The organism is Parasediminibacterium schistidii, assembly GCF_046546515.1.
GTDB lineage: Bacteria > Bacteroidota > Bacteroidia > Chitinophagales > Chitinophagaceae > Parasediminibacterium.
Genome location: NZ_JBKHKJ010000007.1, coordinates 156,576 through 173,527 on the forward strand (window position 1 = coordinate 156,576; position 16,952 = coordinate 173,527).

The 16,952-nt window shown below is 43.3% G+C and carries 7 protein-coding genes; 4 read left to right on the plus strand and 3 right to left on the minus strand.

Annotated features, from left to right (window positions below):
- Positions 1–256: 256 nt before the first annotated feature.
- The gene (locus tag ACHFIY_RS06225; protein WP_410845202.1) at positions 257–5,365 is read right to left on the minus strand and encodes an alpha-2-macroglobulin family protein; all 5,109 of its coding nucleotides are present in this window, start codon (positions 5,363–5,365) and stop codon (positions 257–259) included.
- A 54-nt stretch (positions 5,366–5,419) separates the two neighbouring features.
- Entirely contained in the window at positions 5,420–6,754 is a 1,335-nt protein-coding gene (locus tag ACHFIY_RS06230) for a hypothetical protein (RefSeq protein ID WP_410845203.1), read from the minus strand.
- Between the two features lie 328 nt (positions 6,755–7,082).
- Here ACHFIY_RS06230 and trxA point away from each other — a divergent pair, with 328 nt between their 5' ends.
- The 4 genes from trxA to ACHFIY_RS06250 all read left to right on the plus strand — a co-directional run bounded on the left by trxA (position 7,083) and on the right by ACHFIY_RS06250 (position 14,850).
- Positions 7,083–7,397, plus strand: a complete 315-nt coding sequence (gene trxA, locus ACHFIY_RS06235; protein ID WP_410845204.1) for a thioredoxin — start codon at positions 7,083–7,085, stop codon at positions 7,395–7,397.
- Between the two features lie 203 nt (positions 7,398–7,600).
- The gene (locus ACHFIY_RS06240) at positions 7,601–7,807 is read left to right on the plus strand and encodes a YgaP family membrane protein (RefSeq protein WP_410845205.1); all 207 of its coding nucleotides are present in this window, start codon (positions 7,601–7,603) and stop codon (positions 7,805–7,807) included.
- Between the two features lie 195 nt (positions 7,808–8,002).
- A complete protein-coding gene (locus ACHFIY_RS06245) occupies positions 8,003–12,793 on the plus strand; it encodes a translocation/assembly module TamB domain-containing protein (protein ID WP_410845206.1) in 4,791 nt (1,596 codons plus the stop codon).
- Positions 12,794–13,149: 356 nt separating this feature from the next.
- Complete coding sequence (locus tag ACHFIY_RS06250; protein ID WP_410845207.1) at positions 13,150–14,850, plus strand: alpha-L-fucosidase; 1,701 nt, start codon at positions 13,150–13,152, stop codon at positions 14,848–14,850.
- A 60-nt stretch (positions 14,851–14,910) separates the two neighbouring features.
- Here ACHFIY_RS06250 and ACHFIY_RS06255 read toward each other — a convergent pair whose 3' ends face one another.
- Positions 14,911–16,770, minus strand: a complete 1,860-nt coding sequence (locus tag ACHFIY_RS06255; protein ID WP_410845208.1) for a UbiD family decarboxylase — start codon at positions 16,768–16,770, stop codon at positions 14,911–14,913.
- Positions 16,771–16,952: the final 182 nt, after the last annotated feature.

Consider the following 16,952-nt stretch of genomic DNA (forward strand, 5'->3'; position numbering starts at 1 on the left):
ACATTTAGCCCACCAAGGAATACCAACATAGGAAAAATCTGCTGTTTTCTTCGCTACGGTCTCCGCCGATGTTGGCCTCCTGACCAACATCGAATTGCTTTTGTGTCCAGTTTACAAGTATATAATTACGCTGCCTACATTTCTTTGTTGGTCGGAGACAAAACAACGGCGAAGAATGGAGAGAAGACCCTCGTGACAGAAATGATTGTAAATTTCCTTTTAATCTTTACAATCCTACAAATTCCAGTTCAGACAATTACTTCTCCACCCTCACCCGCATCCCCTCGCTATGGCTGGTAAACTCTAGGGCGTACATGCACTGTATGCTGGCGGTGCCGGTGCTGAAAGTGCCTGTGTGGGTGATATAGACAGGGTATTCAAAAATATAAGTGCCTTTTTGCAGGTTACTGATAAAGAAGTTGGTGCTGGCATCCTTGGTGGCTTCGTAGTAGCCGAGACCGTCTTGCCATTTATAGCTGCTAAGCACGTTTTCGGGTTCCATGGTGGCGGCTCGCAGGTCTTTCAGGTGCAGGTATTCCATGTCTCTGTCGCTACGCAGTTCCAGGCGGATGATTACTTTGTCGCCTATTTTCATTTCGTCGTTGTCGTTCACGGGGGTCAGCACTTTACCTTTGTCGCTATTCCGCTCGATAAATAATTTTTTATGGATACTCAAAGGCGAAGCCGCCGGGGTTATTTTATCCATGTCCTCAAAATACTGCCAATATACGGCTCCGTAACTTATGCTTATTGCGGCTTTTGTACGGCTCTGCCCCTCTCCTTTGGAGAGGGGTTGGGGTGAGGTCGCTTGGGATGAGGTAGCGGTCGTGACCATAATATTCCCCATTTCAGGCACTACCTTGTCCCCATCAATGCGTTGTTTAAAATAGCCTGAACCTGCTTCTGCTCCTTTTTCATAGGTACTCAATTGCAGGTTACCCAGTTTTACGGTCATGGTTTTGTTTTGCGACAGCAAATCATCCCCACCCGATAGCAAGGCATAACAGGCATCGGATGTGGCAACGGTGGTTTTCCAGTTGTTGGTTTGCTTGTTCAGTATCAGCCATGTTTTCATGTCTGCTATATTTTCAGCTAATGCAGGGCTGCTTTTCTGCTGGTTCATTTCATCAAAAAAGCCAATCATGGCAGCTTGGTATTCTATCGGGCTTTGGTACCAATTGCTGGTGTACCCATCTTTCCAGTACATGCCTAGTTGATTGTGGATGGCATTTTCAGAAATAGAAGGCAGGATATTTTTAAGTGTAAAACTGCCTTCCCGATTCCTGCTGAAAACAGAGCCTAATAGTGCTTGGTGATAAAAGTTTTGCTTTACCCAATATTCCTTGCCCTGCTTGTAATAATAGTCGTGGGCGGTTTTGTTGGCCAGCGTCTGCCCATCATAAAAACTGCGCATATACAGGTATTGTATTTGTGTGCTGCTGAGGTGGTTGGCATCCATTGGCCGTTTATTGTCTATCAGCCATTGGTAGTCAGCGGTTATGAGGCCATCCAAGTAAGACAATCCCTTGGTGATTAGCCCACTTAGCTTATCATCCAGTTCGGGCGATAAAGCACCTGCTTTTTTCAGCTTGCCAATGCCTGTAAGGATGTAGTTGGTAATATACCTGTCCTCCCGCCCACCCTTGAACCAAGGGAAGCCACCATGGTCAAACTGCATTTGTTTCAGTTTTTCCAAAGCCGATGCGGTGCTGCTGGCCATCTTCACCATGTCGTACAGCAGGGCAATGTTCTTTTTCTGCTGGGTTTGGTTTTGGGCGGCCAGTACCCAAGGGGTTTCTTCCAGCAATATTTGTTTTAGCTCCTGGTTTTTGTACAGGTTGCTTTGCAGGGCGGTGGTGTCTTTTGCCCATTGTTCAAACACGGCTTTTATACGGGGGTGCTTTGCAATGATGGATGCTGCCAAGGCATTAGCATAAAAGCGGTTGAAGGTTTGCTCGGCACACTCGTAGGGGTATTCCATCAGGTAGGGCAATGCTTGCACAGCATACCATACGGGATTGGGCATACATTCTACCGTGAGCGACTCGTTGGTAAGGGATTGGCTGCCGCCATTGTTGCTTAGCAGTTTATCAAAAGTTAGGTGTACCGTTGTATCGCCTTTTACCAGTATGGGCAGGCTTTCCGTAACCAATTGCCTATTGCTCACCACTGGTATTATTTTCTCCTCGCCATCGCTGTAGTTGCCAGCCCTTGCCACTACTTTCCACAAAAGTGGCTTGTTGAAACTATAAGGGATGCTAATGGGGAACTTCACGGCCGTACTTTGCCCGGGGGCAACGGTAAAATATTGATTGGGGAAAGCATTTTGGAACCATCCATCCACGGGTGTGTTGGTGGTAGCATCTATCAATTCCAAACTGGCTTGGCCAGTCAATTCCTTGTCGCTTAGGTTGCTGATTTTGCTGCTGAACTCCATTTTGTCGCCTTCCCGCACAAAGCGTGGGGCATTGCTTTGCACCATCAGTGTTTTCTGACTGGTGATGGTGGCGTCTGCTATGCCAAACTGCAATTCTTTGGTATGTGCAAAGCTTAGCCATCTCCATTGGGTAAGTGCATCGGGCATGGTGAAGCTAAAGGTGTAATTACCAGCAGTGTCTGCATGTAGCTGGGGGAAAAAGAAGGCGGTTTCGGAAAAGTTGGTGCGGGGAATGATGGGCGTGTTTTTTAACTTCCATGCCTTCGTGGTTATTTTAACCACGCCGTTAGCCCCTTTAGCACCATACGCCATAGCAGCAGTAGCATCCTTCAATACTTCTATCGAAACAATATCTGCGGGGTCAATACTTTCCAATGGATTTTCGCAAGTTGCTACTACGCCGTCTATTACATACAAAGGCTTGTTGGCTGCATCAAGGGAGCTTATTCCACTTATCATAATATTTTCCTTTCTATCACCCGCCCCTACCTTTTTAAAGTTATTGCCTCTCACCGGATTCAAATCATCCATAGAAACACCTGCCACCCGTCCTTGCAAGGCTTGGTCAAAACTGGCTACTTCCCTTGATGCCATCATGGCTTTGGGGTTAATGCTAGAAACAGCACCCGTAATATCTTTCCTTTTTACATTGCCATACCCTACTACCACTACATCATCCAAACCATCCGAAGGGTCGTTGTCAAACATTTTTTTGCCTTGTGGCGCAGCCAATAAGTATCGGTAACGGTTAATATTTTGGGGATTCAATAAATAATCATAGCGTTTGTAATAGCTCCAAGACTTGTAATTAACATAATTGCCTGTTGAACTTACATTAGTAAACCCTTGCCCGCCAGCAAAGCTATTATAATATAAATCCGTTTGCCCCCATATATAGGGTATAGCCAACCCATTTGGAGCAAATTGATCTAAGGATGCATCATACATGGTTGCCAGCAGTTCCCCTGCTACCTTGCCACCTTTAATGTCTTTTACGGTTACTGTCCATTGTTCTTTGCTGCCGGGTTCGGTTTTGTCCCTGTAAGTTGCGTATTGTATGTTTAGGTTTTTATTGCTCCATGGAACATTGATATTATATTGATTGGTATAAACACGGTTGTGCTTTACAAATATTTCCTGAATGCCTAAGCCACCCCTGTCGGCCTCGGTTGCGGTGTAATTGATGGTCGAAAGCCCTTTTTTCCGGTTGATAATGCTTACATCGCTGTACAAGCTATTGTTATTACCATAATTATTGTAACGGGATTTGTCTTTTGCCCTTTGTGTCTGTTGCAACACGGTAATTTGCTCGTGCGACGTGCCAGCAAAAATGGTGGTGGTTTGCTTAGGCTCTACCGTTCCGTTAAGGGTATAAGTGAAATTGTTTTGTGGGAACGACAAGCCCCCCCGGCTAAACAATTGCACATATTTGGTTATGCGTATATCTTCCCCGCTCTTGTCTTTTACCGAGGCGTCTATTTTATAGTACCCGGCTGGCAATTTTTTAGCTAAGTTAAATAGGGAAACCCCCATCAAATTGACTACATTGGTTAAAAAGTCTGTTTCTACAATGGCTTTGCCAACAGCCCAATTATCTCTATTTGAATCGTCCGAATAATCGTCATAAGGAAAATCTGTTTCATATTGTTTCCTGTCCATCACAAATTGGTCTGCCCTTTCCCATAGCCGTGCCCGCATTACCTTGTTGATGGTTTTTAGTGGCGAAATGGTTATATGCACATTGGCCGCTTCGTTATTGCCCGCAAAATTGGTGGTGCTTACAGGTATTCTTCTAAAGCTGTCGGCAATGTCAATCCCATGCAAATAAACTTGTAGTTTTAAAGGCTGATAGCCTACGCTTACATTGCTATTGGCTTGCCTTGTTTCACCGCCTTTCTCTGTTATGGATGCTTCTATGGAATAATTGAATGTAGGCTTGCTGGCTTTCTCAACCGCCACATCTGGCAGTGCCAGAAATTGTATGGTGAAATTCCCCGCAGCATCTGTAGTTACCGTGCCTTGTTTTATCTCCATTGTATTGCCCCCATTGTATCCGCCCCTGTAGCCATAAAAATAACTGGTACGCCTTGTTACAGAATACTTTACTTGTTCACCGTCTATGGCACTGCCCGCAAACGCCTTGGCAAAGCCTGTTACCGTGATGGTATCGTTTAGCCGATAGCTGCCTTTGGGCTTATTCAGCATCACCGAGAAAGTGGGGCGTTTGTATTCCTCTACTTTAAAATTAGCTTGCCCATCTAATTGATTTGTGGTAAGGCTAAAATTGCCTGTAAGGGTATTTTGTGGCAAAACAAATTGCCCAGTTATGGATGCGTATTCGTTCTGCTTGCATTTTACGCTGTCAACCACCTGCCTGTTGGCATCTTCCAGGTAAACCGTGATGCTGTCTTTTGTTAGGTACAAAAAGCTATTGCCCTTCGGGGGCTTTGCTATGGCAATGGCCTTGAAAAACAAGTTTTGCCCCGGGCGGTAAATGCCTCTGTCCGTAAAGAAATAGGCCGTTTCTTTTTGCTTTTTATCTTCGTCTTCCTCTTCATTGCGCATATAAGAGGGGTCCCTTATATACAGCGTGTCTGTTTTGGCAGCGAATAGAAATTGGCAATAATAATAGCTCCTTTCACTTGTTGTTTTGCCCAACCGGAAAAGCCCCTTTTCATTAGTCGTTACATTATCCGTGGTATCGTAGTAAGGCTTGCCCGTTTTTGAGTCGTATTTTTGTGCCAATGCTTTTACCGATACATTTTGCATCGGCTCGCCCGTTTCCCTGTCCAGCACAAAATACCTGTTGCCCCCTGCGCTCACATAGCTGATGTTGGATACATAAAAATAAGTAAAGGCCATATTGTCCCGCTTGTTCTTAAAGTTCTTGCCCGTGCTGGCAACAAGTAAATAGGCTCCAGAGGGCAAGCCATCAATTTTTATCTCTGTTGCGTGTTGCTGGTAATCGTTTGTTGGTGGTAGTCATTGGCTAAATGACTGCAGCACGGGCAGTTTATTGATGTATTGCCATATATCTTTTTGGCTGCCCCCTTCATAAGTACTCAGGCTCGGTATTTCATTGTCATGGCTAATATTGATTATTTTACAATAAGCCGTGTCTGTGTTCTTATATTTTACCAACGCCCTGAATGGCTTGCCAATCACGTTCACCTGTTCAGTTTCTACTCTCAGGCTTTTCTGTTTTATTTCCGTTGCCAAGTTTTTTAAATTGGCATAACCTTCGGCTTCCACGCTTGTGTCTGGCAATGCCTGTTTTATTATTTTCAAGGCTTTTACATTGCCCCAACGGTTGGCGGTATCGCCAAAAGGGCTGTAGCCAGCCGCTTTGTCTTTTTCCAGTTTGGCCAATAAATACCATGCCTGCAAGTTTTGCGGGTGGTGGGGATATTGTGCAATAATGGCTTCTAGTGCTTTTTTATACAAGCTGTCTTTGCCCTCCATCACGCCAAACTGCTTTACCCATTCTATGCGCTCCAAGTCCACGTCTATCTCGGCGGCAGTATCTTTTTGGCTTTGGTGGAAGGCAATCAATTGCTGGAACAGTTGCAGGCTTGCCAGCAACAAGGAAGCACTGTCTTTAGAAGCAAAAACAGCATTGGCATATAAGGGCGCAGGTTGCAAGGCATTGGCATCATTTAACTCAAAGGCGTATGCGGGCTTGGTAATATAGGCTTCGCCCGTTTTAAAGTAATCCAGAGCCTGATGTGCCAGCAAATCATACAAAGTAGGGCGTAGCTCACGGCTATTTCCTTTGAGTATGATGGCTCTGAAAGCAGATAAGTTTGTTTGCTGCAAAAAAGCGGCTGGCTCTATAGACAATAAATAGTGCTGTGCAATGGCTTTGTGAAAATCTTCTGCACTCCAAGTGTCTATGCTGTCTTTTTGGTAATTAATGGTGGTTGACCGCCGATATAATTGCCACCTATTTTGGTTAAAATAAGTTTGATACTGAAAAGCAATTAGTCCATGCAGGATGGCTTTTACCGTGGCATCGTTTTTTTTGTCCAGTTCTTGCTCCAGCAAATGGATGCTTCGGTTGGGGTTGTTTTCCTGCACTTTGTCTGTAAGGCTTATCTTATACACCAATGCTTTTACCTGCTGTGCAGGCATGGCATTTTGGCTGGCCAAAGCATACAAGGAATCAATTTTTTCTAATGCCCGCTTTGTTTGGTTTTGCTTGGTTACCAAGCTGTCTATGCCCGCCCAATGCTTGCTGAAAGCGGTGTCTTTTTGTTGTGCATTTGCGGAAGCAAAAAGGAAAAAAATAAAAAGAGCGGTGGCAATCTTGGACAGCATAAATCATTTAATTTTAGAGGTGAAAGGTAGCTATTTACTTTGATGCAAATTGATGCATAATTACATAACAGGTTTTAGAGTTTAAAAAAATATTTTTAATTATAACCCATCAGTACATTTTTATTGTAAAACCTTAACTGTATAATATTTGAAGTATTTTTTTTGAAGCACTTTAAAGTGCTTCAAAAAAAATGCTTCAAATATTGACAATTGTTATTCATAGAGACTACATCATTTAAACAAAATAAGATAATGTAAAAAATGTCGTTTAAATTACGGCTTGCATTTTGCGGGACATTATTTTTGAATCTCAAAAAACTTGTTCATTATGGAAACAACAACCCCCAATAAATCATTTATAGACACCATCAATAGCAAGGAACCCGTATTGGTAGATTTTTTTGCCACATGGTGCGGGCCTTGCAAAACCATGGCACCCATTTTAAAAGAAGTAAAGCAGTTGGTAGGCGATGCCGCCACCATCATTAAAGTAGATATTGATAAAAACCAAGCCCTTGCCACGCAATACCAAATACAAGGGGTGCCTACTTTTATCATTTTTCAAGAAGGAAAGGTAAAATGGCGGCAAAGCGGGGTGATACCTACGGCACAACTGAAAAGGGCGATTGAACAGTATATGTAAGTAATAACTAGTAAGGGGTAAATAGTAAGTAGTAAATAATTGTGCGTAAGAGGAAAAAGAAGTTCGTGTTTCTTGTTTATGCGTTTTAACTTGCATGTTTATTTAATAACTGAACGCAGGTATAAGGTTTCAAAAAGCCTTATAGGGTTTTGCGTTGACTTACTACTTATCACTTACTACTTTTATCTATTATCTATTTCACCATGAAGCAAAACATAGGCAAGGCTGATACCATTATCCGCATCATATTGGCATTTATTATTTCTGGATTGTTTTTTACCCATACCGTTACTGGCATAACTGGCACGGCATTGCTGGTAGCAGGTGGCATTTTATTGGTTACCGCCGTTTTCAATTTTTGCCCATTGTATGCCTTGCTAGGCATTAATAGCTGCGGGATAAAAAAATAGGCAAGTGGTATTCATGTAGGTGCAAGCCCAGCTCCTACGGGAAGTTTAGACCGCAATCATTGGCATCATTCAAAATCATTGAATCAGTGGTAAATTTCACCAATTACTAAACAAATTCCCTTTTATAATTTTTTTTGGTACTGTTTTGGCTTATTTTAGGCTTTCTTTGTTTTCTACTATCAAAGCAGGCATTTTTTGAAGAAAATAGTTAAGATAATTGGCAAAATACTACTCTGCATCATCGCATTACTGCTGGTGCTGGTGCTTGCTATTCAATTATCCCCCGTGCAAAACTGGCTGGCCGGCTTGGCTACTTCCAAGCTCAGCAGGGCTTTGGGAACAGAAGTGCGGGTAAAAAATGTGAGCGTTTCCCTGTTCGACAAGATAAATTTAGAAGGGATACTGATCCGGGATCAAAAAAAAGACACCTTGCTCTATGCAGGTGCATTGAGGGTAAGGATAAACGATTGGTTTTTCTTGAAAGATAAAACTGAGTTAAAATATATTGGCTTGGAAGATGCCACTATCAAACTAAAACGTACCACAGCCGTTTGGAACTATGAATACATCATAGACCATTTTGCTTCGCCAAGCAACCCTAAAAGCAAGAAAAAAGGCGTAATTTTAGACTTGAAAAAAATAGACCTAAAAAATATATCGTTTGTACAAAACGACCAATGGAGGGGCGAAACCATCTCGGCAAACGTGGGTGGGCTATTGCTGGACGCAAAAAAAATAGACCTCGCCAAAAGCAGTTTTGCCATCAACAGCCTTTTTGTAGAGAAGCCACGTGTACTGCTTGAGGATTTTGATGGGCTTAGGCCAGATTCTATCAAGCAAAAAGACAATGCAAAGCCTAGCAAACCTACCGAGTTTCGGTTCAATCCCGGTATATGGCTTAGCGTGGATAGTTTTAGGATACAGGATGGCAGTTTTGCTACCAACCTCGACAAAGACAAACCATTGCCCCATTTTGACGGCACACATTTAAAAATAACACAGCTTACAGGCTCGTTGAACAATCTTTCGTTCAACAACGATACGTTAAAAGCCAATGTTGACCTTGCCTGCAAAGAACGCTGTGGCTTTGACCTGAAAAAACTAAAAACGCATTTACGCATTACCCCACAAATAATAGAACTGGCAAAGCTGGATTTGCAAACCAATAAAAGCCACCTTGCCGATTATTATGCCATGCGCTTCAAGCATTTCAGCAGCGACTTTAAAGAATACGTTACCGAGGTAACAATGGATGCAAAGTTCAAAGAGTCCAAAGTATTTAGTGACGACATTGCTTATTTTGCCCCGGCACTAAAATCATGGAAAAAGGATGCTACCATTTCTGGCAGTTTCCTTGGCACAGTGGCTAACTTTAATGTTAAAAAACTATTTATTCGTTCTGGCGGCACTACCAGTATTGCTGGCGATTTGTCAATGAAAGGCCTGCCTTATATCAACACCACGGTTATCAATTTTACTAGTGGCACCATCAAAACCAATAGCAAAGACATGGCTGTGGTGATACCCGACCTAAAAGAGGTAAACCAGCCCAACCTCACTGCTCTAGGCACTGTGTTTTTTAGGGGTAATTTCAATGGCACCATTAGGAATTTCGCTACCAAAGGCATCATAAGTTCCAATATTGGCGCAGTAGATGCGGACGTAAAGATGTTTTTCCCTAATAAAGCCGAGCCTACCTATACTGGCACTGTGGTTACCCAGCGGTTCAACCTTGGCAAATTCCTAAACAATACACAATTAGGGCTAATAGATTTTAAAGGCAAAGTTTCGGGCAGCAGCTTCAATATGTCTAAGATAAATACCAACTTAGACGGTTTTTTTAGTAATTTGGAGTATAATGGCTACAACTATACCAACATTACTACCAATGCCAGCATTATCAGCAATTTCTTTAAAGGGGAAGTGAAAATTGACGACCCAAACCTCGACTTTACCAGCACCATTGAAATAAATTTCGACAAAGACTTGCCCCGCTTCAATATGTTTGGCGACTTAGTAAAAAGCAATTTCAAAAACTTGAAACTAACCAACGATAGCGTGCAGCTTACTGGGCTACTGGATTTGAATTTCGTGGGCAAAAACATTGATGATTTCCTAGGCACGGCCAAAATATTGAATGCCAACTTGGTGCATGAAGGGGACAAGCTAAGTTTCGACTCGCTTATTTTAAACACGCAAAATGTAAATGGCGAAAAGCTGCTTACCCTTGCCAGCAACGAGTTTAGCATGGCTATATCGGGCAAAAGCTATAAGTTGTTAGATTTGCCTACTTCTTTCCAAACCTACCTTAGCCATTATTATCCGGCCTATTTCCCTCCGCCAAATGTCGTGCCTGTGAACCAAGATTTTAAAGTGTCGTTGTTTACAAAAGACTTTGACAAATATGCCGCCATTATAGACAAGCGGCTAGGCGGATTAGACTATGCCACCATAGTGGGCAGCATCAATACCAGCCAAAATAAATTTGATATACAAGCCAATATCCCTACACTCCGGTTCGGCAAGTACCATGTTGCCGATGCTACTGTTATTGGCGAAGGCACAATAGATACCTTGAAAATAACAAGCGATATCACCAATATAAGGATAGGCGACAGTTTGAATTTCCCGAATACAAACATCAACATCACTTCTAGCAACGACTATTCTGATATAGCAATCCGGGCAAAAGCCGACAACACTTTGAATGCAGCCAGCCTAAATGCGGGGTTATATACGCTGGAAGATGGGGTACGCATCAGTTTCAATCCTTCATCGTTTATATTGAACGACAAAAAGTGGGATCTGGAAAAGAAAGGGGAGATAGTAATAAGGAAAAACTTTGTAAGCGCAGAGAATGTAAAATTCACACAAGGTTTGCAGGAAATAAAAGTAGAAACAGAACCTGCAAATGACGAGGGCAATGCCAACAACCTTATCTTGAAACTAAAAGACATTGTAGTAGGCGACATGACTTCACTTTTCATGAAAAACCCACAATTTGAAGGCCTTGCCAATGGTGAGATAAGGCTAAATGATTTTTATGGCGCATTCAATGCAACGGCTAATATAAAAGCCGAGCAATTCAGGATGGATGTAGATTCAATAGGCTTGGTAAACCTATCGGCATCTTACAGCAACCAAAGCGGCGTTGTGGGATTCAAGGCAAAATCGCCCAATAAAAATTACAACTTCAATACAGAAGGCACTTATAGTATAAAAGATTCAACCGGGCAAGCTCTATATGTAAACACACAATTGGGCAATACGAAAATCAGCTTGGTGCAACGGTTTCTGGGCGATCTTTTTTCTGACATGAGCGGAGTGGCTACAGGAAACCTAATTGTGAAAGGCAATCCCAACAGCCCAGATTTGCTTGGCTCTGTAAAGCTCAGCAATGGCGGCCTAAAAATAATTTATACGCAGGTTTATTACACTATAGATAGTGCCACCATCAATTTTGAGCCAGATGGCATAAACCTAGGCACCATAATAGTAAAAGACAGGTACAAAAATACTGGCGTAGTAAAAGGTAAGATATACGAAAAAGGATTTAAAAACATGGCTTTTGACCTTGGCCTAACTACCAACAAGCTATTGATGCTAGACACAAAAGCCAAAGACAACAAGCAGTTTTATGGCAAAGCCATTGGCAAGGCAGATTTAACATTCAAAGGACCAGAAAGCAATGCCTATTTGCAGCTAACGGCAGAATCGAATGATAGCTCGCATATTTATATACCCAACTCGCAAAGCAAGGAAAGTGGCGAGGCCGATTTTATAGAGTTTAAGAAATATGGCAAGGAAATGCTGGCCGAAAAAAAGAAAACTAATTTCGACCTTACAGTTGACTTGGACTTAGCTGCCAACAACAACGTGAAAATAGACGTTATTCTAGACGAGCTTACAGGTGATGTAATCAAGGCCGTTGGCAACGGCAGGCTTAGGATAATTGCAGGCACAACAGCCCCATTAAGTATCAAAGGCAGGTACAATATAGACAGGGGCAGCTACGATTTCAATTTCCAATCGTTTATCCGTAAGCCTTTTGAGCTACTAGCTGGTGCAGGCAATTTTATAGAATGGACAGGCGACCCATTAAAAGCAGACCTGCATATAGACGCAAAATATACGGCAGATAGGGTTAGCATCAACGATTTGCTAAGCAACCAGCAGGCATCTGTAAACAGTGCCACCAAATCGTACAGGGGCGAGGTTTATGTAATAGCCTCGCTTAGGGACAAGCTAAGCAAACCCACTATTACCTTTAGCCTCGACTTCCCGCAGGGTAGCCCTGTGAAAACTGATGCTGTTTTTGGTGATTTCATAGCCCGTATAGAAGCTGACCAGAATGAAATGCTTTCTCAAGCCACATCCCTTATTGTGTTTGGTTCTTTTGCCCCTTATGGGCAAGGGGTATTGGCTGGCGGCGGGGCCAATAACCTGAATAATTTTGGCGTGAATACCATCTCGCAATTGGTTACCAAGCAAGTAAACAAAGTAGTATCTAATCTATTATACAAACTTACTGGAGACAAAAGCCTGCGTTTCGACCTTGGCACTTCTGTTTATAGCAGCTCCAGCATCCTGGATCAAAGTAGTGGGCTTACAGCCAGCACCAGCAGCAGCCACTTAGACCGTACCAATGTAACATTTAAGGTAGGCAAAAGCTTTTTTAACGACAATGTGATCGTGACATTTGGCGGCGACCTAGATTTTAACCTTGGCAACACTTCTACCGTTGCCAATGGTAATTTCCAATGGCTGCCCGACCTAAACGTGGAGTTGGTGCTGTCGCAAGACAAGCGTCTGAGGGCAATAGTGTTTAGCAAGAACAGCCTCGACATCAGTGGCTCCACCCTTGGCCGCCGCAACAGGCAGGGCGTAAGCCTTTCTTACAAAAGGGATTTTGACCATTTCTGGCTTTCCAAGCCCAAGGAAATTCACCCGCCATTAAGGGATACTACGGTGGCGAATGTGCCTTAGGAGTCATCAATGGTCAGGCCAAGAGGAAATGAAGTATAGGCCATATTTTATGAAAAGCAATAGGCAAAATATAAACCATAGCCCTGAAAGGGCGGCATACATCAGCGAAGGGTAAAGCCCTTCGTAAAATTTGCCAACCTTCAAAAGGTTGGCAACCCTAATCTTCCCCCCAAATAAAATAGTAAAAAATAGTTGAGGTTACCCAAAACCCTAAAAGGGTTGAACAACAGTAGCCATGGGTGCAACCCGTGGTAGGAATAAATGCCCAAGGTTATATATATGTTTGAAAATTAAACATTACTGCTTGCCATCTGTCTGATCCAAAGGAAAAATAACTGCCGATAAAAAAATAACGCATGAAAAAAACAACTACTTGCTTGCTACTGCTGATTTTGCTTACAAAAACCATGTTTGCCCAGGAGCCGAAAGCCCCCGCCTACAACGATCCTAAAATGGATTGGTGGAAGGAAGCCCGTTTTGGCATGTTTATACACTGGGGCATATATGCTGTTCCTGCTGGCACCTACAACGGCAATAAGGTAAATGGCATTGGCGAATGGATTATGAACAAGGGAAAAATACCCGTGGCAGACTATAAAAAATTTGCTTCCGAGTTCAATCCTGTTAAGTACAATGCCGAGCAATGGGTAAAACTAGCCAAGGAGGCAGGTATGAAATACATGATTATCACCAGCAAGCACCATGATGGTTTTGCGATGTTTAAATCGGAAGACCCGTTTAATATTGTGGATGCCACCCCTTTTAAAAGGGATGCCATTAAAGAACTGGCAGCAGCCTGTAAAAAATACAACATGAAACTGGGCTTGTATTATTCACAGGCACAAGACTGGACATATCCCGGCGGCTCTGCCATTGGCGGGCATTGGGACAGTGCACAAAATGGCGGCATGGGTAAGTACATAGACCAAAAAGTAATCCCACAGCTAAAAGAAATACTATCCAACTATGGCCCTATATCCGTGCTGTGGTTTGACACGCCCACTGGCATGACAAAAGAATATGCCACTAAGGTAATGGACGTGCTGAAACAATACCCCGACTTGATTTATAATAACCGTTTGGGTGGCGGCTACAGCGGTGATTTGGAAACGCCTGAGCAGTACATACCCGCCACTGGCTACCCCGGCAAAAACTGGGAATCTTGCATGACCATGAACAATACCTGGGGCTTTAAAAGCTACGACACTAGCTGGAAAAGCACAGCAGTGCTTATTAACAACCTAATAGACATAGCATCTAAGGGAGGCAACTACTTGCTAAATGTAGGCCCTACCAGCGAGGGGCTGATACCGCAGCCTTCTGTGGAAAGGCTAAAAGCAGTGGGTGCATGGCTGGCTACCAATGGTGAAGCTATTTATGGCACTACCGCCAGCCCATTTTCTTATGTAAGCTTTGGCCGCTGTACACGCAAAAAAGACAAACTGTACCTGCATGTGCTAAAATGGCCAGTAGATGGTATTATAAAAGTACCACTAGACAACAAAATAGTAAAAGCATCGCTATTGGCACAGCCAAAAACCAAGGTTACTTATAAAAAAGCAGGTAAATACCTGGAACTTCAATTACCTAAAAAACCTGTTGACAGCATAGCATCGGTAGTGGTGTTGCAAATAGAAGGCGAGCCTGCCATCACCGTAACAGACCCAATACCTTCTTTTAAAAAGCCAGCAACAGCATCCTCCATAAAAAGCGATGCCAACAAAGCCTCCCTTGCGTTTGACGGCAATGGCAAAAAAGGCTGGATAGCTGCAGATGGAGAAAAAACAGGTTGGTTGGCTACAGACCTAGGCAAGCCCACCAGCATAGGCAGTATAGCTATTACAGAAGCTGGCACGTTTGACAAGTTTGTTCAGCGTTTCAGGCTGGAATACAAGGATGGCCAAGATTGGAAAACGGTGTTTGAGGATAAAAACATTGGCGCAGGCTATTTTAAAACCTTTAAGCCGGTTATTGCGCAGCAATTCAGGATAAACATACTAGAAACAACCAAAGTGCCGCAGATAAAACAAGTACAACTCTATTTTGACGAGGAGTAAAGCCTTGAACAATTGAAAAAAAATGGCTGCCCGGCTGTATCACTACTGGGCAGCCATTTTTCATTTCAACACCCCATACAAACTTCCCCCTTTATCAAACAACCTATCCACGCGCTTTTCTATTGCTGGCACTTTTTCTACTGGTGGGGCATGGTGGGGTTTTATGCGGGCATCAATCACTACCGGGCCCTTGCATCCCCAGTGCTTGTTTTCTATAAATGAACTGATACCATATATATCATGCGATGGGTTGCAGCGGGTATAGCTAACCCATAGGTAATTATTTAGTTTTTCTGCAACAAAACTGCTATTGTCACAAATAATAATTTGGGCAACTTTGTTTAAATCTGCGTTTGCCAATAGTTCATTTAGCACGTACATTTCCTTATGGGCAGAGGCATAATCCGTAAACGGTTTTGTTTGCAAAGCAATTACACCCGGCATAGCCAGTTGTGGGTTTTCAAAGGCTTGCAGGTTTTTAAAAGCAGCTTGCACATCCCTGCACAGTTCCCTTTTTTTATCGCCATAGGCGGCAAACACCACTTTGCTACCACTATTAATGCTGGTGCCGCTATAATCAAGGGTATCAATAGTGGTGTTGGTATGAAAATGAATATCACGACTATAATCAATCCTTTCAAAAAGGTATTCAAAATAGGTCTGTATGGGCGTAGTGCGTAGTTGGTTGGTATCGTCTGCCGTGATAAACAGGAATTTGGCCAAGCTCAACTGCCCTGTGCCTAATATATGATTGGCAATAGTCAGCAATTCTGCTGGCTGCTTGGTGGGCATATATGGGGTGTACCGCTCGCTACCAATGGCCAGCAATAAAGGGTGCACACCTGCCGCATCCACAGCATGAACTTCTTTTACCCCCGGTATTTCCTGCGGTATGGCTGCGCCAGTAAGCTCATGTATCAGTTCGCCAAAACTAGTGTCTTCCTGTGGTGGCCTACCTACAACCGTAAACGGCCAGATGGCGTTTTTCTTCGCAAATACCTTATGCACCCGCATCAACGGAAAAGGGTGTTGCAGGGAATAATAGCCCAAGTGGTCGCCAAAAGGCCCTTCGGGTTTGTTTTCATTGGGGTACACCTCTCCGGTTATTACAAAATCGGCATCGGTACTAATAGCAAAACCATCCTGATACGCATACCTAAAACGCCTCCCGCCCAGCACCCCGGCAAAAGTCATCTCGCTGATGCCTTCGGGCAAGGGCATTACTGCCGCTAAAGAATGCGAAGGTGGCCCACCCACAAAGCAGCTTACTTTTAGCGGCATCCCTTTTTTATTGGCTTTAGATTGATGTATACCAATACCTCTATGCAACTGATAGTGCAAGCCTATTTCCTTGTTCAGTGCATAATCGTTACCCGTTAGTTGTATGCGGTACATGCCCAAGTTGGCCTGCATAATGCCGGGTTTGTCTATATCTTCCGTATATACCTGCGGCAGGGTTACAAATGCCCCGCCATCCATCGGCCAATGGTGTATCAATGGCAAATCCGCAATGTTTATTTCTTGATACAAAACAGGTTTGCTTGCCGGATTTTTTAAGGGCAGTGCCTTTAGGGCAGCCAAACCTGCCGACATATTTTTAAAGGGATGCTTGATGGCTTCCATGGGATTCCCCTTTAGCGCAATCAGTTGCTGCACCAACTGGAAAGTATCCCTGAAAATAAATTTACTACGCTCCAACGTACCGAATATATTGGATGCAGCACGGAAAGGCGCACCTGCATAAGTACTCAACGGCGATTTCTTCACGTTCTCAAAAAGGATGGCCGGTCCCTTCGCCTCATACACACGCAGGTGTATAGCCGCCATTTCCAGATAAGGATCCACCTCCTCTTTTATGCGCACCAAATGGTCGTGCTTTTCCAAATCCAGTAAACAGTCTTCTAAGTTTTTATAAGCCATAGTTGTACAACAACTGCCCGTGCGGAAAGTTGGATGCAAAGTAAGGAAGGAATAGGGGAATGGATTGGCTTATGATAAAACTTAATTAAAGATAGCTTTATGCAATAAGTATATACTTAACTCACCTTACGCATGATATATAATTAAGCTACCGCTGCTTTTTTCAATTCCATTACTTCTTA

Coding starts and splice junctions, on each gene's coding strand:
- ACHFIY_RS06230 (WP_410845203.1), bottom strand. CDS start 6,754: ATGCTGTCCAAGATTGCCACCGCTCTTTTTATTTTTTTCCTTTTTGCT.
- trxA (WP_410845204.1), top strand. CDS start 7,083: ATGGAAACAACAACCCCCAATAAATCATTTATAGACACCATCAATAGC.
- ACHFIY_RS06240 (WP_410845205.1), top strand. CDS start 7,601: ATGAAGCAAAACATAGGCAAGGCTGATACCATTATCCGCATCATATTG.
- ACHFIY_RS06250 (WP_410845207.1), top strand. CDS start 13,150: ATGAAAAAAACAACTACTTGCTTGCTACTGCTGATTTTGCTTACAAAA.
- ACHFIY_RS06255 (WP_410845208.1), bottom strand. CDS start 16,770: ATGGCTTATAAAAACTTAGAAGACTGTTTACTGGATTTGGAAAAGCAC.